The sequence below is a fragment of the Aerococcus suis genome (genome assembly GCF_900176325.1).
In the GTDB taxonomy this organism is placed as follows: domain Bacteria; phylum Bacillota; class Bacilli; order Lactobacillales; family Aerococcaceae; genus Aerococcus; species Aerococcus suis.
Genome location: NZ_FWXK01000003.1, coordinates 15,519 through 36,620 on the forward strand (window position 1 = coordinate 15,519; position 21,102 = coordinate 36,620).

Consider the following 21,102-nt stretch of genomic DNA (forward strand, 5'->3'; position numbering starts at 1 on the left):
TTACATGTTTGCTAATACAATATAAAATGCTCTTTTTATTTTCAGAAACATGGGAGGTGTGAGTTTTGGACTATCAATTAGATCCAAATTGGACATTAGAACCAATTGGTGGAGATACTGGTGAAGCTTTTTTAGCAAGTAATAGTAATGAACGAGTGTTTATGAAACGCAACTCTTCGCCTTTTTTAGCAGTATTATCAATGGAAGGCATTGCACCACGATTGATTTGGACAAAACGCACAAGTAATGGAGATATTTTGACTGCCCAAGAATGGCTCCCTTGTCAAGTGTTATCTGATAATGAAATGCGAGATAACCAAGTGATTAATTTGCTACATGAATATCATCATTCAGAGTACTTAAATAATATGTTGATGAAAATCGGTGGTGTTATTTATAATCCGATTGATTTTGTTCATGACTTTGATCGAGACTTGCACCCCCATTTAAAGGAACATTCATTCTTATCAGAAGTTAAGCATTATTTAGAAGAAACCATTATTTATATTGAACAAGCACCAAAAACCGTTTGTCATGGTGATTTGAATCGACGTAATTTTTTAATTTCTGATCAGAATAGGCTTTATTTAGTTGACTGGGAAATGGTTAAAATCGCTGACCCAATGTCAGATATTGCTCAAATTCTTGTTCAATATGTTCCAATGGAGAGTTGGGGAGAATGGTTAGAGCGTTACGGTATTGAATTAAATGCCAGCCATTATTGCCGCTTGGAATGGTACAGTTTAATGAGTTTGTTAACTTTAATCAAAAAAGATTTTAAAGAAGAACGATTTGTTGCTGTTAATGAAAAAATTCTGTTATTAAAACATATTTTTAAAAATCGGTATTATCAGTAAAAAAAATGGGATTAGGATGCGATACCTAATCCTTTTTTAGGAGGAAAATTATGCGTGTACGACATAAACCATGGGCGAAAGATTTATTAAACGAGCATCCTGAATATGTTGTCCAAGCTTCTGAAGATTTAAAAGGGGAGTGGGAAAGTGAATTTAAAAACACTCATCCGATTCATCTAGAAGTAGGATCAGGAAAAGGGCAATTTATTGTTGGAATGGCTAAAAAATTTCCTGACATTAATTTTATTGGAATTGAAATGTTTGATAGTGTGTTAGTGACAGCTCTGCAACGAGCACTAGAAGAAGATTTACCGAATTTAAGGTTAATTCGAACCGATGGACGTAAAGTCTCTGAATATTTTGCTTCTGGAGAAGTTGAGCAATTATATTTAAACTTTTCTGATCCATGGCCAAAAAAACGCCATGCTAAACGACGGTTAACTCATAAAAATTTCTTATCTGCTTATGAAAATATCTTGCCTAAAGAAGGTCGTATTCAATTTAAAACGGATAATCAAGGGTTATTTGAATATTCATTATGTAGTATGTCGCAATATGGGATGGTATTTGATAACATTTCTTTAGATTTACATCATAGTGATATTGACAATCATGTCATGACAGAATATGAAGAAAAATTTTCTAAAAAAGGGCAAAGAATAAACTATTTATTAGCACATTTTAAAGCATAATTGAAAGGAGGAATCTTCACGATTCCTCCTTTTGATTATTTCACAGCATAAACATCTAACACTTCACCGGTGTATGCATTAGCCATAAATTCATATTGAATGACTTGATTATTTTCTAATCTAGAGACACCGCCATAAAACACTTTTTGTGTTTGACCATAACGTTCAGTATCTAATGGTTGTAATTCAATCCAAGAACCTTCGATTGGACCATTTGTTTCTGATGCTTCGAATAAGGATTTAACATGTTCTAGAACATCTTTACCATCTGCATAAGTTTCGCGACCCATATAAAGCGCAGCAGTGACACCACCAATAATAAGACCGCAACTAAATAGAATACCGCCCAGTAGATAGTCACTATTGTCACGGGTACTATCTAACCAATTTTTATTTGAATGAAACATTTTATAAACTCCCTTCGTACTTATCCTCCTTAGTATAGCAATTTCCTTATTAAAAATATAGTCAGAGCTTTGTCTAGTAGGAAAAGTTGGGTCATTTTTATTGGTCAAGTAATGGTTTGCTTTTAAGGACTTGACGTTATATAATTTTATAGGGAATATGAACATTTTTTGTTAAGGTCTAGGTCATGCTAGACGTTTTTTGTTATTGCAATTATTTAGACCACGTTCATAAAAAAGGAGTTATATATACGTATGTGGATTAGCTTTTATAATAAAAAAGGCGTGGGCGATGTGCTCATGTTCACTAAGGGAAATTTAGAGCGTGAGAAGGTTGGCGTTCAAACAGTAGCCAACGTGACACGAATCTTTGATAAGGAAACTGGAGAAACGTTTGGTTACAATTTTCATGATATTTCCGATCGTCTTGAAATTGAAGGAAATGGTCAAGTTCATTTAAGCGATGTTCAAATGGATACCTTGAATCAAATGATTTATGAACAAGGATATGAACCTATCCCGTACGACAATCGTCCGCGAATTGTTGTAGGTGAAGTGGTATCATGTGTGAATCATGAAAACTCTGACCATCTTCATATTACTGAAACACGAGTTGAAAATGAAACTTATCAGATTGTTTGTGGAGCGCCTAATGTTCATGCTGATATGCGTGTAGTCGTCGCTTTACCTGGAGCTGTCATGCCAGATGGTCAAGTGATTTGGCCTGGTGAATTACGAGGTGTTGCAAGTTATGGAATGCTATGTTCTGCTTATGAATTAGGTGCTGATCCTGAACATCAGAAAAAAGGGATTTTAGAAATTCGTGCAGATGTAGAAACAGGGACACCATTTGCTGATATTAGTTCCGACGAAATGCTTTAGATAAGGGGGAAAAGAAGATGGTACGAAAAGAATTTGTTCCTTTTTTTGAGAAACATAATGATGAACGTCTTTCAAAAAAAGCTCGTACTGTTTCTTTCCCAAATTATATGAATTGGTATGTTCCAGAAGAGTTAACGACTCGAGAACATCATGCTAAAAAGACATCTCATTTTCAATCAGGCTCGGCTGATAATCGGGAAACGTCGCGAGATTTAGAACCGATGAATTGGTCACGGCCTCAAACGTCTACTAATGGAAGAGCAATAGTGACCGATGAAGTCCAACGGGATGATAAAGAGATGATGCAACGACGAAAATTACGGCACCAAGCAATTCGTCAAGATTTAGCAGAGTATCAAACTTATCAAATGCGGCAACCATTTAAGCGTACACCGACCCCATCGATATGGCAGGAGCCAAAAGGCAGTCAATCATCTCATCGTTGCAACGAGTCAATGGCCTCTAAAAGTCGTGATTCGCTACCAGAACAATCAAAGCAAGTGCAATCGTCAACGCCAAAGCAACCGAAGAATAAAATAAAGCCTAAAAATCATTTAAATAAAGGATTAGAAACGATTATGTCACAGGAGCAAACGCATAAAGGGAATTCTCGTTTCTTTTCATAGTGCCGATGATTTGAAGTGCTTAGGAATGTTAGATGTCAGGAGTTATAAGAATGGATAAACAACAAATTTTTCACTTTATTGGAATTAAAGGATCTGGAATGAGTGCTTTAGCATTAGTTTTACACGATTCTGGCTATCAAGTTCAAGGATCAGATGTGGACACTTATTTCTTCACTCAAAAAGGGATTGAAGAAGCAGGTATTCCAATTTTTCCATTTAGTGCAGATAATATTAAAGAAAATATGACCGTGATTTGTGGGAATGCTTTTACGGACGATCATGAAGAAGTTGTCCGTGCTAAAGAATTAGGGTTAGAAGTGACTCGATATCATACGTTCCTTGGAAAATTTATTGAACAATTTACAAGTGTAGCAATTACAGGTTCACATGGTAAAACATCAACAACTGGCTTGATGGCACATTTAATGAGCGGATTAGAACCAACAAGTTACCTTATTGGAGATGGAACAGGTAAAGGAGCCAAAGATGCTGAATATTTTGTTTTAGAGGCTGATGAATATCGGGAACATTTCCATGCATACTATCCAGAATATGCCATCTTTACGAATATTGATTTTGACCACCCTGATTTTTATGAAAACATCGAACAAGTTTATGAAGCTAACTTGAAATTCGCTAAACAAGTGAAACAAAAAGTGATTGCTTTTGGGGAAGACCCTTATCTTCAACGATTTAAAGATGAAGTAGCAGACGTTAGTTATTATGGATTCTCAGACCAAGATGATATTCAAGCAAAAAATATTGTTCGTGATACTGAAGGCTCTCATTTCGATGTTTATGTCGAAAATAATTTCTATGGCCATTTTGACATTGTAAGCTATGGTAAACATAATATCTTAAATGCATTGGCTGTTATCGGATTTTGTTATTTTGAAGATTTTGATCCACAAAATGTTGCAGCTGAATGTTTATCCTTTAAAGGGGTAAAAAGACGTTTTACTGAGAAAAAAATCTCTGATATGACAATTATTGATGATTATGCGCATCATCCTCAAGAGATTCGAGCAACAATTGATGCGGCACGTCAAAAATATCCAACAAAAGAAATTATTGCTATTTTCCAACCACATACATTTAGTCGAACAATTGCCCTAATGGATGAATTTGCGACAGCTCTTGATTTAGCTGATAAAGTGTATTTATGTGATATTTTTGCATCAGCTAGAGAAGTTGATCAACACCAAGTTAAAATTGAAGATTTAGCTGAAAAAGTGACGAAACCAGTTGAAGTCTTACCATTGGAAAATGTTTCACCATTATTAGATTATCATGATGCCGTAGCAATCTTCATGGGAGCTGGGGACATTATGAAATTTGCCTATGCTTATGAAGAATTACTCGGACAAATTCAATCAACTCATCATTAATATTTAGGAGGCCAGTTATGACTAAAATCAAAAAAGCCGTTATCCCTGCAGCAGGATTAGGGACCCGTTTTTTGCCAGCTAGTAAAGCAATGGCTAAAGAAATTATCCCTATTATGGATAAACCCATTATTCAATTTATTGTTGAAGAAGCCATTGAGGCTGGAATTGAAGAAATTTTAATCATTACTGGACGTAATAAACGTTCAATTGAAGACCATTTTGATGCGAATTATGAATTAGAAGATAATTTAAAACAAAAAGGTAAAACGGCTATGTTGGAAATGGTAGATGCGACGAGTCATTACAATATTCAGTTCAGACGTCAACATTATCCTGATGGCTTAGGAAATGCTGTTTTAGAAGCTGAATCATTTGTAGGAGATGAACCTTTCTTACTAATGTTGGGAGATGACTTACTTGTCGATAAAAAACCGCTATCTAAAACGTTAATTGATCAAGCTGAGTCATTAGGTGGTATGCATATTGCTACTCAATCAGTTCCAGAATCTGAACGTTCACAATATGGAGTAGTTGAACTACAAGATAATGATGGTGTTGAAGAAGTTAAACGTCTAATCGAAAAACCAAATAATCAAGAAACGGAAAGTACGCAGGCCATTTGTGGACGATATATTTTAACACCGGATATTTTTAATGTGATTGACCAGACAAAACCTAATGTATATTCTAAAGAAATTGAATTAACAGATGCTTTAAATACAATGGCAGAAACAGAAGTCATTTATAATTATTCATATACCGGTGAATGGTATGAGGTTGGAGAACCATTTGGATTGGTCAAAGCAAGTATTCAATATGCGTTGAAACATCCAGAAACGGCTGAAGGATTTAAAAAATACTTAAAAGAAGACATTATTCCTCAGTTGAAATAACATGATATTTTGTTTTAAGGAGATTAGGCAGTTGGACTGTAAATCTCCTTTTTATATTTTTAGGAAGTAGGAGTCTATGATTAGAATCAAGCAAGCAATTTTACATATTTTTGATCCTGGGAGTTTAGAACCCATATTATCCAATAATTTATTGGCAATTGATCATTATGATATTAAGCAATATATCGAAAAGAAATTGTCTCGTATTAAACAGTCTGATAAGCAGAAAGAGTGTCAATTGACTGATGAAAGTGTTGTTTATTCGTTTTTAAAAAAAGTGCCAGAAAATTTTATTGCTCAAACACAAGCACTTAGTCAACAGTTTTATGATTTAACGGCACCGAATCCTGATATACCAACTGCAGATTTGTTATGGATTGAGTATGAAGAAGATGATCAATTATTTTTAGCGATGTTAAAACTAAATCATACCCAACAACTTACCCATTTTGTTGATTATGCTGAGGATGGCATTAAAAACAATCTGATTATGAATCAAGTCATCCTCCCTAGTATGAGTCAAACGATAGAAGAAGGATTTATTTTTAATGAAAATTCAGACAACATACAAATCATTGAGAAAAAACATTTACTCGAAAATGAGGGTGAAAAAGTTTTTTATTTGAGTGAGAAGTTCTTAAAGGTTGCTCCTAAACCATCGATGAATGAAACGATTCGACAAATGAAAAAAGCAGTCAGTCAAACAGCTAAAAAATTTAATGAGTCAGAGTATCAACAGTTAGCTGTAGCAAAACAAGCTATTTTTGAAGAAGTTACTGAAAATGATTTGTTGGATAATCAAAAATTTGCTGATAAGGTTTATGGTAATAATGCTAGTCAAAAAGCAGCATATATTGAAGCAAGTTCAGATAACGGGATTAACCAAGACCACCCATTACCAGCATCGGCCCAATTAATGCCCAATCGTATGCAACGTCAAAAATTAAAGTTATCCAATGGTATAGAAATGACCGTACCAATGGCACTATTTAATGATCCAGAGGTCATTGAAATTCAAAATAACCCTGATGGCACTTTACGAATGATTTTAAAAAATATCGAAGAGATGAAAAATATTTTTTAATTTGAGTAAAAAACGATTCAATATCTCATGCATCGGCCGATTGCTAATTTACCATTGAAGCGTTTTAGACTATACTAGTATTTAAAAAGTAAGGAGATTTGACTATGGTAATTAAAGAAACATGGAACTTAGATGATTTATATCCAGGTGGTCTTCAAGGAGAAGCTTATAAAGCGCATTTAAATGCATTAATTGAAGAACGCGATGAACTCATGCAAAAAATGGCAAACTTTGATTTAGAAAGTTTGAATGAATCAGAACCGTTCGTACAGTTATTAAAAGAAATTGCTCATTTTGCGGCTGGACATTTACATGCAGCAACTTATGCACAAATGGTCGGTGATGCGGATATGCGTGATGAAACAGCGACTGAAATGGTGCATTATTTGGAAATGATTGAGCAGCCTTTCCAAGCAGCCTATAAACAGTTTATAAAAAAATATACGTCTGTAACAGATGAACAATGGCAAATGTTATTAAAAGATGATTATCTAGATGACATTCGTTTTGTCCTTAATGAAGAACGAGCAGCGGCTAAACGGTTACTGAGTGATGAAAGTGAAGCATTATTAGCTCAATTATCTAGTGATGGTTTAAATGGGTGGTCTTCTATTTATGATACGACGAGTGCTAGTCTAACCATTAAAGTTGAATTAAGTGACGGAAAACATGAATTTTCTGTTGGACAAGCAATGAATCGCATGTATGGTGATCCTAATCCAGAGAATCGACGCAAAATTTTCGTTGCTTGGGAAGATGCATTTACCGAAGCAGGCCCTATTTTTGCTGATATTTTAAATCATCTTGCTGGTTATCGTCGGACAACACAAAAAAATCATGGCTACACCCATTATTTAGATGAACCATTAGAATGTAATCGTATGCAAAAAGCCACTTTAGAAGCAATGTGGCAAGCAGTAGATGCTAGTAAAGATATTTTTATTGACTTCTTAAAACGGAAACAACAATTATTAGGCATGGAACAATTAAATTGGCAAGATGTGGATGCTCCATTAACGTTTACGGATACTGAACCCGTTGCTTATAATTATCAAGAAGCATGTGATTTTGTTGTGGAACAATTTGGAACCTTTGGACCTAAATTACAAGCTTTTGCTAAACACGCTTTAGAAAATCGTTGGGTTGAAGCTGAAAACCGTAGTGGGAAACGTCCAGGGGGATATTGTACCGATTTACCACTTGTGAATGAATCACGAATTTTTATGACATTTACGGGTTCTGCTAGTGATGCGAGCACTTTAGCTCATGAATTAGGTCATGCTTTCCATACTGATGTATTAAAAGATGCTCCATATTGGAATAGAAATTATGCGATGAATGTTGCTGAGACAGCAAGTACACTAGCCGAAACCATTGTTGCAAATGCTAATTTAGCTAAAGCGGATACTGCTAAACAACGGTTGCAACTTCTAAATGTCAAACTGGAAAATGCGACGGCGATGTTTTTAAATATTCGAGCACGTTTCTTATTTGAATCAAAATTTTATGAAGCAAGAGAAGCTGGTTTTGTCAGTGAGTCGCGCTTAAATCAAATGATGGAAGACGCACAAAAAGAAGCTTATGGTGATGCTTTAGATGTGAAACATTCTCATTTCTGGGCAAGTAAACTACACTTCTTTGCTGATGATGTTCCATTCTATAATTTCCCATATACATTTGGTTATTTATTTAGCTTAGGCTTATATGCAGAGTTTCTAAAAGATACGGATGGCTTTGAAGAACGTTATATTGCTTTGTTAAAAGATACAGGTAAAATGACTGTAGAAGATTTAGCTAAAAAACATTTAAATGTTGACTTAACGCAAATTGAATTTTGGCAACAAGGTGTTGAGTTGGCTGCTGAAGATGCTAAACGGTTTATCGCTGAATCAGAACCTTTTATTAACGAATCAATGGATTAGGAAGCAGGTATATTGTGGAATATGAAGAATTAGAGCAACGCGTTAATATGGCACCGATTGGTACAGCTAAATTAGGTATTGATAATATGCGGATGCTAATGGAGCATCTAGGAAATCCTCAAGAAGAATTACCTATTATTCATATTGCCGGAACTAATGGAAAAGGTTCAACTGCAAAAATGACGGCAACAGTTTTGGAGAAAGCGGGTTATCGTGTCGGATTATTTACTTCTCCGTCCTTAGTCGATTTTAATGAACGGATTCAAATTAATCGTGAGCCTATTAGCGATGAGGCTCTCAGCTCATTAATTGATTGGGTGAATCATCGGTTGCCAGAAGATTTTGTTGCTACGCAGTTTGAGATGTTTACAGCATTAGCATGGGTGGCATTTTGGCAACAAGATGTTGATATTGTTGTCATGGAAGTTGGGTTAGGAGGACGCTTAGATGCGACTAATATCATTACCCATCCGTTAATATCTGTTATTACTAAAATTGCTCTGGATCATGTTCATATTTTAGGGAATACATTAGCAGCGATTGCTGGAGAAAAAGCTGGGATTATTAAAGAGCACCGGCCAGTTATTTCCTATCCACAAGATGACGAAGTGACACCAGTTATCGCAAAACGTGCTGAAGAATTAGCAGCACCACTAACGGTAGTTGATGAGAAAGAACTTCACTATGCTATCGATAATTCATTGGAACAAACTTTTGAGTATAAAGATGAGAGCTACACCATTACTTTATTAGAAGAACATCAAATTATGAATGCAACAGTGGTTATCGAAATTATTCATAATCTACGGAATATGAGATGGAATATTTCCAATAGGGCATTACACGATGGCCTATATCAAACGCAGTGGGCGGCACGCTTTGAACGCTTCCATATTTTGGATACAGATATTATTATTGACGGTTCTCATAATGTCGATGGGATAACGGGATTGCGTCGTAACCTAGAAAGATATTATCCGGATACCTATCGATTAGGGGTGATGGGTATGGTAGCTGATAAGGATATTGATACCGTTCTAAAAACGATATTACCTGTTTTTGATGCTATTATTGTTACGGAACCTAATAATCATCGAGCTATGCCAGCAAATGAACTGGCCCATAAAATTGCTGAGACGCAGTTAATAGCGACTGAAAATATAATTGTTGAACCTGATTTCAATCAAACATTAGCAGTAGCAAAACAATGGTTGTCTCGTATTAATTGTGAAAAAATGCTTACGTTATTTGGAAGTTTTTATTTTGTGGGAAATTTGCGAAAAGATTTGCTTCAATTTCAACAAGAATCGAAATAAAAGACAATTACTGAAGGATTCGTTATAATATAACTATAGAGCTTTTGAAAGGAGCATAATCATGAGCCAAGAAAAGACAGATTTAACCTTTGATGCCCAAGCCATTGAACATTTAGCTAATGATGCTGTTCTTGAGGTAGATGGTGTATTAGCTACTCAAGGAGACGCTTTTAATAAAATGAAAAATCAAGTGTCACAAGCAACTGATGAAAAAGACGATGGCTTAGATGGCGTTGAAGCTGACGTGGGCGAAGTAGAAGTTGCAATTGACTTAGATATTGTCGTTGAATATGGCAAAGAAATTCCAAAAATCTTTAATGAAGCCGTGAATAATATCGAAAACAAAGTAGAACATTCAACAGGTTTAGATGTTGTTGAAGTCAATATTAATATTCAAGATATTATGAAATTAGAAGACTTTAACCGTATTCAAATGCGACAAGCTAATAAATAAAATGATAAGAAAAGAATATAAAAGATTAGCGTGTGATATGCGCTAATCTTTTTTTCTGCTAATTTATAGGGTTGATATAAAATCCCCAGCTGTATTATGCTAGACACTGTGTAAAGCGTTTATATTGAGAGGATTAGTGATACAAATGGTAGGGAAAATTATTTTAAGTATTATGCAAAGTCTAGATGGCTATATTGCCGATAAAAATTATCACTCGGATTTTTTAGAGGGTTATGGAGGCAGTCAATTATCTGATGTTTCCACTTTAGAAGAAGGGTTTGATTTTGCAAAAATTAACGACATTGAAATGATTGTTATGGGGCACAAAACGTTTGAACAGGGGTATCATGAGGCCTATCCTGAGCAAACCATATACGTCATCTCTCGAGAAAATCAACGCAATGACGGTCGGATTCATTTTGTAACCCCAACCCGTATTGTAAAATTAATGTTGGCTAAAAAACGACAAGGGAAAAATATATTATTAATTGGCGGTGGATTAGCAGTTCGTCCATTTATTCGAGCTAATGCGATTGACCAATATGTTATTGGAACAGTTCCTTATATTCAAGGGTCTGGAAGACGGTTATTCTATCCTCAAGATCAGCCATTACCATTACAGTTAGAATCGGTTGATGTTATGGGAGGATTAACATTGAGCGTTTATTCTCCAAGATAAAAAGACGCTATGGTAAGCGTCTTTTTATGATTATGCTTGGTTCCAGGCTTCTAAGTGATAGGCACCATGATAATATAAAAGCTGAGCATAATGGGAGGGTTCCAAAAGTTGAGTTAAATCAAAATTGGGCAATAGTTCATGGAATAAAAAGCGAATAGGGAAATCATGACTAACAATTAAGACATTAATTTCCGGTAGCATTTGTTCAATACGTTGTTCTAAAGCTTCATCATGGATACTTAAGACAGCTTCTTCAATTCGAGCCCAGAAAGTTGTAAAATCTTCTGATTCCCCAACGGTATCGTAGCGCATCAAGTCCTCAATAATAATTGGGACAAAAGAAGTAGAAGGGACTTTTTCGTTTTCTAGGCGTTTGACTTTATCTGTTAAGGATTCTGTCCATACATTTTCAATTAATTCATTTTCCAGGCCACCATAATTAAATTCGCGGAATCCTTCCATCGTCAGTAATTGTGGAGGGTCTTTTTGATAATCTAAGATAATTTCACCGGTCATTTTGGCACGCTTTAGATCACTACTATAGGCGAGGTGAAAGGGAATTTGTTGCAACGTTTCTCCTAGTTGGTGACTTGTATTAATACCTGTAGCGTTTAAAGGAGAGTCTGTCCAACCTTGAATAATTCCCTCTGCATTAGCCGCTGTTTCGCCGTGCCGTACAAAGTAATAATTAATTTTATTCATCGGATGATACACCTTTCAGCAATTATTTTAAACATATAATAGCACAAAAAAGCCGGTAAAGATACCGCTTACACATCTTTTGGGAATGTTTCCCAATGTTGTATAATAGAAACCTAAATTGAGGCGCTTGGCTTTTGTATTAAAGCTAGGGGTTTGGTAAACTGAAGAAGACTTTAAGAGGGGAATGAGACTTATTATGACACAAAATGATCAACAACTAGGAAAATCTATCCATGCGATTTCAGTGGGGGATACGTTCTCTGTAACGGAATCTTTCAAAGAACGTGATGTTCTTCTATATATGGGAGTGACAGGGGATTCGAATCCTGCTTATTTGAAACAAGCTCAAAAACGTGAGATGGATACTGTTCTACCGCCAATTGCCTTAATGGGAGTGATTACTCGAACGGTTTCTATGAACTTTCCTGGTCCTGGCTCTCGATTAGTTGAAATGAATATGAATGTAAGTAAGCCTATTCCTCATAATTCAACAATTAGTTTTGACTTTGAAGTTATTAGAGTAGAAGAATTAAAACAATTTATCACCATTCATGTGATTGGGTATCATACTAATCAACCAAATTCTGAACGTGTGTTAGATGTCATGTTAACGGTATTACCACCCGAAGAAAATCTTGATGATATGACAAATAAGATTGATGCTGGGATATTTCAACGCATTTCTGGAGGGGAAACACTTGACTACTAAGCAAAAAAAATTAGTTTTATTTGATGGCAGCTCATTAGCTTTTCGCGCTTTTTTCGCTATTCAAAATTTGGAAAGTTTTGTGAATAAGAATGGCTTACATACGAATGCCTTATATGCCTTTCACGCCATGATGACTTCTGTATTAGATAAGGAAAATCCTACCCATGCATTAGTGGCTTGGGATGCTGGAAAAACGACATTTCGAACAGAAATGTATGATGAGTACAAAGGTGGTCGGCAATCCACACCATCAGAATTCAAAGAGCAAATGCCGTTCTTTAATGTACTACTAGATGGCTTTGGTATCAGTCATTACGGACTTGTCAATTACGAAGCCGATGATATTATTGGAACGTTAGCGATGAAGGCAGCTAATGACGGGTTTGAGGTTGTTATTATTTCTGGAGACCGAGATCTCATTCAATTAGCTCGTCCCAATGTGCGCGTTGATATTACTAAACGTGGTGTTAGTCAGCTTGAGTCCTATACTCCAGAAGTCATTCGTGAAAAATATGAGCTAACTACGGAACAAATCATTGATATGAAAGGGTTAATGGGTGATAGTTCTGATAATTACCCTGGCGTGACAAAAGTTGGCGAAAAAACAGCTATTAAATTATTGAAAGAATATGAGTCAATGGAAGGGGTCTATGAAAATATTGACCAAATGAAGCCTTCTAAACGTAAAGAACATTTGATTAATGACAAAGATCAGGCTTTTTTATCTAAAAAACTGGCTCGTATTGCTTTAGATGCTCCGGTTGATTTATCACTTGACGATATCATTGTTAAAGAAACAGATGTTGAAGCATTAATGTCCTTCTACAAAGATATGAATTTTAACCGATTTATGAGTGACTTAGTGTCAGATACTGATATAACGGATTTACCGGAACCAGAGCAATTAACTGTTGATTATACAGTGATTCATACGACTGATGATTTAGAGGAATCAATGTTTGCTGAAGATAATCAAGGATTATATGTAGAAATGTTAATTCCTAATTATCATGAAGGCACCCCGGTCATTGTTGCATGGGGAACTGCAGAACATGTCTATGTTGGCTATCCTGACGTTCTATTTCAATCGGATTTATTTGTTCAGTGGTTAAAAAATTCTGAGAAAGAAAAAGTGGTCTTCGATGCGAAACGTACGAAAGTCATGTTAGCGCGTCAACATTTAACTTTTTCAGGAGTACGTGATGATGTCTTAATTGGATCCTATTTATTAAATGCTAAGGATCACTCTAAGGATTTAGCTGAAGTCGCTAGAGAGTTTGATATTGATGAGTTACCATTTGATGAAACTATTTATGGCAAAGGAGCTAAACGCGGTATTCCTGAAGATAAGCAGCGAATGGAAGAACATGTAGCACGTAAAATTACGGTTATTTTAAGACTTCAAGCGATGGAAAAAGCGCAATTAGAGAAAAATGAAATGATGAATTTATATGAGAACTTGGAGTTACCGTTAGCACTTGTATTAGCGAAATGTGAAATGCAAGGAATTACTGTTGAACGAGAACAGTTACAAGCGATGGAAAAAGAGTTTGCTATTAAGTTGCAGGAAATAGAAAATGATGTTTACCAAATAGCTGGGCATGCGTTTAATTTAAATTCTCCTAAACAGTTGGGGAAAGTCTTGTTTGAAGAGTTAGAACTTCCAGTGATTAAGAAAACGAAAACTGGATATTCAACCGCTCAATCAGTTTTAGAAAAATTACAAGGGAAGTCACCAATTATTGACTATATTTTAGATTATCGTCAATTATCAAAATTGCAATCAACTTATGTTGCTGGATTGCAAGATTTCATTCATGAGGATGGAAAAATTCATACACGCTTCCAACAAACATTGACGGCAACAGGACGATTGAGTTCGGCAGATCCCAATTTACAAAATATTCCGATTCGTTCTGAAGAAGGACGAAAAATTCGTAAAGCATTTGTTCCAGAACATAAAGGGTGGAAGATTTTTTCTTCCGACTATTCTCAAATCGAACTACGAGTTTTAGCCCATATTTCTGGAGATAAACATATGCAGGAAGTTTTCAGAGCGGGAGATGATATTCACGCGTCAACGGCGATGAAAGTTTATAATGTTTCTCGTGATGAAGTCACTAGCAATATGCGACGGAGTGCAAAAGCTGTTAATTTTGGGATTGTGTATGGTATTTCAGATTATGGGCTAAGTCAAAATCTGAATATTTCTCGGAAAGAAGCTCAAGTATTTATTGATGCTTACTTTGAAAATTTCCCACAAATTAAATCGTATATGGATGATATTGTTCAAAGTGCTAAAGAAAAAGGATACGCTGAAACACTATTTAAACGGCGGAGATATTTACCTGATTTAAAAGCTAAAAACTATAATGTTCGGTCGTTCGCTGAACGAAATGCGATGAATACACCTATCCAAGGGACAGCTGCTGATATTATTAAATTTGCTATGTTAGAAATGGATCAAGCACTTCAACGAGAAAATTTGGAAGCAAATATGTTATTGCAAGTTCATGATGAGCTAATTTTTGAAGCTCCAGAATCAGAAATTCCAAAATTAGAAAAATTAGTTCCTGAAGTAATGGAGCATGCGGTTGAATTAGCTATTCCATTAACTGTTGAAAGTAGTTATGGTGATAATTGGTATGAAGCTTAGAAAAGAGGAATTTGATGCCAGAATTGCCAGAAGTGGAAACTGTTAAACGGGGATTAAATCGTTTAGCACAAGGAATATGCGTCAAAGATGTCACAGTAACTTGGCCAGCAATTGTTCAAATTTCTGATGAACTTACAGATTTTCGGCAAGCGATGCGAGGGCAAACCCTACAAGATGTTGAACGGCGAGGAAAATTTTTGATTTTTAATTGGTCAGACGTCATTTGGGTGAGTCATTTGCGAATGGAAGGAAAATATTTGCTGCCAGAACATAAAGAAGTTGTGGATAAATATACTCATGTCATTTTAGAATTAGAAGACGGTAGAGATTTACGCTATCGCGATGTTAGAAAATTTGGGCGAATTAAATGCTATCCAAAACAGCAAAAAGAGGCAGCTATTAATGCATTACATTTAGGCCCAGAACCACAGGAAGTGACAGGTGAAGAATTATTTAATGCCTTTCAGCGAACGAAACGTGCGATTAAGCCATGTTTATTAGATCAGCATATTATTGCTGGAATAGGCAATATTTATGCCGATGAAATTCTCTGGGAGAGCCAAATCCATCCTGAAACACTAGCCGCTAATTTATCCGAAGCACAATGTGTGCAGCTAGCAGCGGCAATGGCAACGATTATTAAACGTGCCATTGAAAAAGGTGGAACAACCGTCCGAACGTATACTAACGCATTAGGTGAGAATGGACACTATCAAGATGAGTTAAAAGTTTATGGACGTGAAGGACTACCATGTGCTCGTTGCCACAATACCATTGAGAAAATTAAAGTTGCTCAGCGAGGCACACATTTCTGTCCATATTGTCAACGAATAGGAGAATAAGATGACACAAATTATCGGTTTAACAGGAGGCATTGCTTCTGGTAAAACGACAGTCAGCGAATATTTCAAACAACGGCAACTTCCTGTTATTGATGCAGATCAAGTAGCGCGTGACGTTGTCAAACCCGAGCAACCCGCTTTAAAAGAAATAGTGGCTATTTTTGGAGAAAAAATCTTAACAAAGGACGGCGAGTTAAATCGCTCGAAGTTAGGGCAAATCATTTTTAATGAACCTGAAGCACGCCAAAAAGCCAATGACATTATGCATCCTTATATTTTACAAAAAATCAAGTCAATGCTTGGTATGTTATCGGCTAATGGGGAACCTCTAGTCATTTTAGATGTGCCACTATTGTTTGAAAGTGCGTCTTTTTATGCATTATGTGATGAAACGATTGTTGTATGGGTTCCAAGAGAAACGCAACTTAACCGATTAAAAGCACGTAATCATTATAGTGATGATGAAGCGGAGGCTCGAATTGCTTCTCAATGGCCACTAGATAAAAAACGATTAATGGCAGACAGCGTTTTTGATAATTCTACGACTAAGGAATCATTATATCAGCAAATTGATGATTGGTTAGCTAGTCACATGAATATATAATTTAAATTAAAGATCTGGAGGATACCTCTAGGTCTTTTCTATTATAGCTTTCCACTAATGAACTTTCTTGCGATTGTTTAGCTGTGGTATAATATAAGTATTAATTGTTGGGGATAAGAGGTGATTATGATGCAATGTCCAAAATGTCATCAAATGAATTTGAAAGTAATAGATAGTCGCTCAGCTGAAGATAATCATTCGATTAGACGCCGCCGAGAATGCCTTAATTGTGGTCATCGTTTTACCACGTTTGAACGAATTGAGCAACGGCCATTATTAGTCGTCAAACGTGATGGTAATCGAGAAGAATTTTCCAGAGAGAAATTATTACGAGGTTTAGTTCGCTCCTGTGAGAAACGTCCCGTTGCTTTAGAACAGTTAGAGCGATTAGTAGCAGAAATCGAATTAATTGTTCGTGAGTCAGGACAAAATGAGGTGTCTTCAACTGATATTGGGGAAATCGTCATGGATAAACTTCCTAAAATAGATGAAGTAGCATATATTCGTTATGCGAGTGTTTATCGACGTTTCGAAGATCCAACTGTCTTTTTGAAAGAGATTGAACGTTTAAAAAATCGGCAAAATGAAGAGGAGTAGATAATAGTGGTCGTTCATTGGGAAAAATTAAATCCAAAAGATGAAGTCGAAGTGATTCAAAAACATTGGATTTCTGATCTTGACCAATATGTTTTAAGACACTGTTATTTACCTATTATCGGACCGACATCTTATGCTTTATACGAGAAATTATTAGGGATTATTGAACCAGGGACGGCGAAATCTTTGGTTTACCATCATAGAGATTTTATTGAGCAACTTGTTTTAAGTAAAGAAGAATATATTAAAGCGAGACGTCGGCTGGAAGCAATTGGGCTATTAGCATCTTATTTAGATTCTGACCGTATGAAATCTTATTATTTTTTGCTTGCTCCCCTTGCGCCAGATAAATTTTTTAAGGATACAATGATGAGCACATTATTAATGGATCGTTTAGGTGAGGTCGATTATAAACGTGTTAAAGAACGCTTTTCTTATACCCCAGATTTTGATACGGAGCATTTAACAAACGAAACGGCAAGTTTTCAAGACGTCTATCATTTACCTAGTCAAATCTATTCATTGACTACAGAAGATGATTCATCATTAATTGGAGAAAATAATCAACGTTTGGATGCGACGTTAGAAACTCCTCGCTTTGACTGGGAATTTTTCTTTGATTTAATGAGTAAAGTGTATTTTGATGACAAAGTGATTACATCAGATGTTAAAAAGATGGTTAAAACATTACATATTATGTATGGATATGACGAGATTGAAATTAGTCGTCTATTGCAAATGTCTTACTATTCACGCACAAATCAAATTAGTCTCGAAAAACTTCAAGAGAATGCGATTCGGCAAGCTCAAGAAAGCGACCGTGTGTCTATCCAAAATAATATGGAAAATCAGCCAATCTCTCAAGAAACTTCTTCAGCTCAACAAAGTGATTTATCAGAAATGGAAAAACAAATTGCTAACCAAGCACGGCAATATTCACCGATTGATTTTATCCGTAGTATTAAGAAACAATTCCAAATGCGTGTCACTAATGATGAAGCCAAATTAATCCACACATTAGTAGAGGAGACGTCACTAACACCACCAGTTATTAATTTGTTGATCCATACATATTTAGTTCAGATGAACAATTCGTCTTTAAATACGAAATGGATAGAGACCACCGCCAATGATTGGAGTAAAGCAAAAATCAATACACCTGAAGAGGCTATTCGCTATGTCAAAAATCGTAAGCAACGTCAAAAAGCTAAAAAAGAAAAACGCCAACAAGCGAAACCATGGACTAATAAAAAACGTTATGTTGAGAAAAAACCTGATTGGTTTGATCAAACCGATAGTCAGAATACCTCTAATCAAGAGAATAAACAAACAGAAGATGAAACAGACTTTTCTTTAGATGATATGGAAAATTATAAAAAATTATTGGAACGAGGTGATGAGTAGATGGAAAATATTGGAGAAGCTATGCAAGAAACCATGCAACGGGGAAATTTATATTCACAATTAACGAATATTCGGCAAACCGTTCTAAATGATGACAGTGTTCAAGCGTTTTTAGCTCAAGAAAACATAGGGACTAATGATCCAATAGTGACTAAAAGTTTATCGAAGTTGTATGAATTTGTTCGCGAAAAAGAAAAAATGGCGAAAGGGGAGCCAACTAAATTCCCTCTTTACACGCCTAAATTGATAATGAATTATCATTATATTGATGTCGTTTATGTTCCAAATAAAAAATACAAAGACCAAAAATTAACTTATGACAAACAACGACGGGTGGACTTGATTTATTTACCTAAGGAATTACGTAAAGCGTCTCTTAGACATTTAGAGATAGATAGTAAAAGTAAAAAGGAAGCTGTCGATGCAGTTAGCGAGTTTGTGATGGACTACGTAGATAGCCCTCAAAAACCGACAGGTGGTTTATACTTACATGGTCCGTTTGGAGTTGGTAAAACGCATTTGATGGCAGCTATGGCCATCGAATTGGCTAAAGATGGCCATCGTACAACGCTTATTCATTTTCCTGAGTTTGTCGAACGGTTAAAAGGAAATTTTGGTGATAATAACAATGTTAACGGCAAGCGAATCGATGATATTAAGCAAGCTGAAATTTTAGTCCTTGATGATATCGGTGCCGAAACTAATTCTGCTTGGATGCGGGATGGTGTCTTGGGCATTATTATGCAATTTCGAATGGATGAAGGATTGCCAACTTTCTTCACGTCAAACTTGAATTTTAATGAGTTAGAAGAACATTTTGCTGAGTCGAAGGATGGGAGAGAAGAAGTAAAAGCCAGACGGTTGATGCAACGCGTACGGTTGAGTGAGGCTTTTTTTGTTAACGGGGGAAATAGACGTCGTACTTATAACTAATTTTAAATTTAGTGACAAATAAGGATTTGTTATGGTAGTCATATTAGTTGCTATTTTAAACGGTTCGTTTTATTCTTTATATATGACATTAAATGTTTAATGAGTCAAGGAGGGCACATTATGAGTAGTTTTAGAAAATATGTCCAAGCGATTGTGGCATTAATTGTTATGCTTGGGCTTCTGTTTGGTATTTCACTATTCTTCCCTATTCCTCATGTTACTGACTTCGTACAAAATCATATTTTAACAAATATGAACTTGAGTATTGCAGTAGCAGTCGTATTAGGTGTAGCAGGTGTTTACTTTGTAGCCGCCTTCTTTTATGCATTATTTGCACGTTCTAAAAATAAAACGATGCGTCTAAGTAATGATAAAGGAGATATCGTTGTAGAAAGTGAAACAGTTGAGACATACGCTCACGATGCTATTCACGATATTAAAGAAGCACAAAATAAACAAGTGAAAGCTAAATTAGGATCTAATCCTGGCAGTACAAAAGTAGATATTGAATTTGATATCGATGAAAATAAAGATGCTGTTGCCGTAAGTAATACCATTCAAGAACGTGTTCAACGTGCGATTGAAGAGTTCTTCGGTGAAGCCATCAAAGGCGTTAACGTAAAAGCTAACCCTTATGATGCGAATGAAAATAGTCAAGTGGCAGCAACATCACGGCCTCGTGTGAAGTAAGGAGGGTGTTATAAATGGAACAACCACCAAAATCATGGTATAAATATCGTTATAGTATAATCGGTCTAATTATCGCCTTTCTATTCACTTTTCTTTGGGTATGGGTAGGATTTGGCGAGGCGTTATTAGTTGCTATCGTTACCGTTATTGGTTATCTTATTGGTGCTTATATCGATGGCGAACTAGACGTGGATAGTTGGTTTAATTTCTTTTTACGCTAATTATAAATTAGTTGATTTTTAAATCTTAGATTTGCTATAATCAAATCGTTAGTAATGAAGGTATTTTAAGGAGGAATCTCATGGCAGAACAAGAAAATGTACAACACTCAAACGAATTAACATTCGCTGACAAAGTATTAGAAAAAATTGCTTTTTACACAGTAGATAACGTAGACGGTATCTTAGAATTAAAAGGTGATTTCACTTCAGGAATCAAAGATTTCTTTAGCTCAAATGGTGACGAAACTAAAGGTGTTAACGCTGAAGTAGGTTCTAAAGAAGTTGCACTTGACTTAGAAATCGTTGCTGAATACGGTAAAAACATTCCAACTGCTTTTGACAAAGCTGTTGAATTAATTACTAAAAATGTTGAAAAAATGACTGGTTTAAAAGTTGTTGAAGTAAACATGAACGTTAACGATGTGCTTTCTCGTGCTGAATACGAAAAAAGCAAATCAGAAGAAGAACGTAAAAAAGCTGAAGAACGTCGTAAAGCTAACCAAAACGGTGAATACAGCGACGGATCTCGCGTTCAATAATAATTTAA

General features: G+C 35.6%; 23 protein-coding genes. 21 read left to right on the top strand and 2 right to left on the bottom strand.

Annotated features, from left to right (window positions below):
* Window positions 1-65 precede the first annotated feature (65 nt).
* Window positions 66-857: a phosphotransferase family protein gene (locus B8955_RS03475; protein WP_084098572.1), complete on the top strand. Its 792-nt coding sequence runs from the start codon at window positions 66-68 to the stop codon at window positions 855-857.
* Window positions 858-907: 50 nt separating this feature from the next.
* Entirely contained in the window at window positions 908-1,549 is a 642-nt protein-coding gene (gene trmB, locus B8955_RS03480) for a tRNA (guanosine(46)-N7)-methyltransferase TrmB (RefSeq protein WP_084098575.1), read from the top strand.
* 35 nt (window positions 1,550-1,584) lie between these two features.
* Here the strand turns inward: trmB and B8955_RS03485 are convergent, their stop codons facing one another.
* The gene (locus B8955_RS03485) at window positions 1,585-1,956 is read right to left on the bottom strand and encodes a hypothetical protein (protein ID WP_084098578.1); all 372 of its coding nucleotides are present in this window, start codon (window positions 1,954-1,956) and stop codon (window positions 1,585-1,587) included.
* A gap of 252 nt (window positions 1,957-2,208) precedes the next feature.
* Between B8955_RS03485 and ytpR the strand changes: the two genes are divergently transcribed.
* The 9 genes from ytpR to B8955_RS03530 all read left to right on the top strand — a co-directional run bounded on the left by ytpR (window position 2,209) and on the right by B8955_RS03530 (window position 11,197).
* Entirely contained in the window at window positions 2,209-2,835 is a 627-nt protein-coding gene (ytpR, locus tag B8955_RS03490) for a YtpR family tRNA-binding protein (RefSeq protein ID WP_084098581.1), read from the top strand.
* Between the two features lie 17 nt (window positions 2,836-2,852).
* Entirely contained in the window at window positions 2,853-3,461 is a 609-nt protein-coding gene (locus tag B8955_RS03495) for a hypothetical protein (protein ID WP_084098583.1), read from the top strand.
* 50 nt (window positions 3,462-3,511) lie between these two features.
* On the top strand, window positions 3,512-4,849 hold the full coding sequence (murC, locus tag B8955_RS03500) for a UDP-N-acetylmuramate--L-alanine ligase (protein ID WP_084098586.1): 1,338 nt from the start codon (window positions 3,512-3,514) through the stop codon (window positions 4,847-4,849).
* A gap of 17 nt (window positions 4,850-4,866) precedes the next feature.
* Window positions 4,867-5,742 (top strand): UTP--glucose-1-phosphate uridylyltransferase, encoded by an 876-nt coding sequence (locus B8955_RS03505; protein ID WP_084098589.1) that lies wholly within the window; start codon window positions 4,867-4,869, stop codon window positions 5,740-5,742.
* Between the two features lie 76 nt (window positions 5,743-5,818).
* Window positions 5,819-6,826: a nucleoid-associated protein gene (locus B8955_RS03510; protein ID WP_084098592.1), complete on the top strand. Its 1,008-nt coding sequence runs from the start codon at window positions 5,819-5,821 to the stop codon at window positions 6,824-6,826.
* Window positions 6,827-6,930: 104 nt separating this feature from the next.
* Entirely contained in the window at window positions 6,931-8,748 is a 1,818-nt protein-coding gene (locus tag B8955_RS03515; protein ID WP_084098595.1) for a M3 family oligoendopeptidase, read from the top strand.
* 14 nt (window positions 8,749-8,762) lie between these two features.
* Window positions 8,763-10,064, top strand: coding sequence for a bifunctional folylpolyglutamate synthase/dihydrofolate synthase (locus B8955_RS03520; RefSeq protein WP_084098598.1), 1,302 nt, complete (start codon window positions 8,763-8,765; stop codon window positions 10,062-10,064).
* Window positions 10,065-10,125: 61 nt separating this feature from the next.
* Complete coding sequence (locus B8955_RS03525) at window positions 10,126-10,518, top strand: Asp23/Gls24 family envelope stress response protein (RefSeq protein WP_084098601.1); 393 nt, start codon at window positions 10,126-10,128, stop codon at window positions 10,516-10,518.
* 145 nt (window positions 10,519-10,663) lie between these two features.
* Window positions 10,664-11,197, top strand: coding sequence for a dihydrofolate reductase family protein (locus tag B8955_RS03530; protein ID WP_084098604.1), 534 nt, complete (start codon window positions 10,664-10,666; stop codon window positions 11,195-11,197).
* 30 nt (window positions 11,198-11,227) lie between these two features.
* Here B8955_RS03530 and B8955_RS03535 read toward each other — a convergent pair whose 3' ends face one another.
* A complete protein-coding gene (locus B8955_RS03535) occupies window positions 11,228-11,899 on the bottom strand; it encodes a histidine phosphatase family protein (protein WP_084098607.1) in 672 nt (223 codons plus the stop codon).
* A 196-nt stretch (window positions 11,900-12,095) separates the two neighbouring features.
* On the opposite strand from B8955_RS03535, the gene B8955_RS03540 reads away from it, so the two are divergent.
* From B8955_RS03540 to B8955_RS03585, 10 genes are all read left to right on the top strand, one after another.
* Window positions 12,096-12,608 (top strand): hotdog family protein, encoded by a 513-nt coding sequence (locus B8955_RS03540; RefSeq protein ID WP_234983517.1) that lies wholly within the window; start codon window positions 12,096-12,098, stop codon window positions 12,606-12,608.
* On the top strand, window positions 12,598-15,264 hold the full coding sequence (gene polA, locus B8955_RS03545) for a DNA polymerase I (RefSeq protein WP_234983518.1): 2,667 nt from the start codon (window positions 12,598-12,600) through the stop codon (window positions 15,262-15,264). The genes B8955_RS03540 and polA overlap by 11 nt, the downstream gene beginning before the upstream one ends.
* Before the next feature lie 14 nt (window positions 15,265-15,278).
* Complete coding sequence (gene mutM / locus B8955_RS03550) at window positions 15,279-16,106, top strand: DNA-formamidopyrimidine glycosylase (RefSeq protein WP_084098616.1); 828 nt, start codon at window positions 15,279-15,281, stop codon at window positions 16,104-16,106.
* A gap of 1 nt (window position 16,107) precedes the next feature.
* On the top strand, window positions 16,108-16,710 hold the full coding sequence (coaE, locus tag B8955_RS03555; protein ID WP_084098619.1) for a dephospho-CoA kinase: 603 nt from the start codon (window positions 16,108-16,110) through the stop codon (window positions 16,708-16,710).
* A gap of 129 nt (window positions 16,711-16,839) precedes the next feature.
* Window positions 16,840-17,307 (top strand): transcriptional regulator NrdR, encoded by a 468-nt coding sequence (gene nrdR, locus B8955_RS03560; RefSeq protein ID WP_084098622.1) that lies wholly within the window; start codon window positions 16,840-16,842, stop codon window positions 17,305-17,307.
* Window positions 17,308-17,313: 6 nt separating this feature from the next.
* Complete coding sequence (locus B8955_RS03565; RefSeq protein WP_084098625.1) at window positions 17,314-18,711, top strand: replication initiation and membrane attachment family protein; 1,398 nt, start codon at window positions 17,314-17,316, stop codon at window positions 18,709-18,711.
* Entirely contained in the window at window positions 18,712-19,644 is a 933-nt protein-coding gene (gene dnaI, locus B8955_RS03570) for a primosomal protein DnaI (protein ID WP_084098628.1), read from the top strand.
* Window positions 19,645-19,764: 120 nt separating this feature from the next.
* Window positions 19,765-20,334, top strand: coding sequence for an alkaline shock response membrane anchor protein AmaP (gene amaP, locus B8955_RS03575; protein WP_084098632.1), 570 nt, complete (start codon window positions 19,765-19,767; stop codon window positions 20,332-20,334).
* Window positions 20,335-20,348: 14 nt separating this feature from the next.
* Entirely contained in the window at window positions 20,349-20,555 is a 207-nt protein-coding gene (locus tag B8955_RS03580; protein WP_084098636.1) for a DUF2273 domain-containing protein, read from the top strand.
* A gap of 80 nt (window positions 20,556-20,635) precedes the next feature.
* Window positions 20,636-21,094 carry an Asp23/Gls24 family envelope stress response protein gene (locus tag B8955_RS03585; RefSeq protein WP_084098639.1) on the top strand — a complete coding sequence of 153 codons (459 nt, stop codon included), beginning with the start codon at window positions 20,636-20,638 and terminating at the stop codon, window positions 21,092-21,094.
* Window positions 21,095-21,102: the final 8 nt, after the last annotated feature.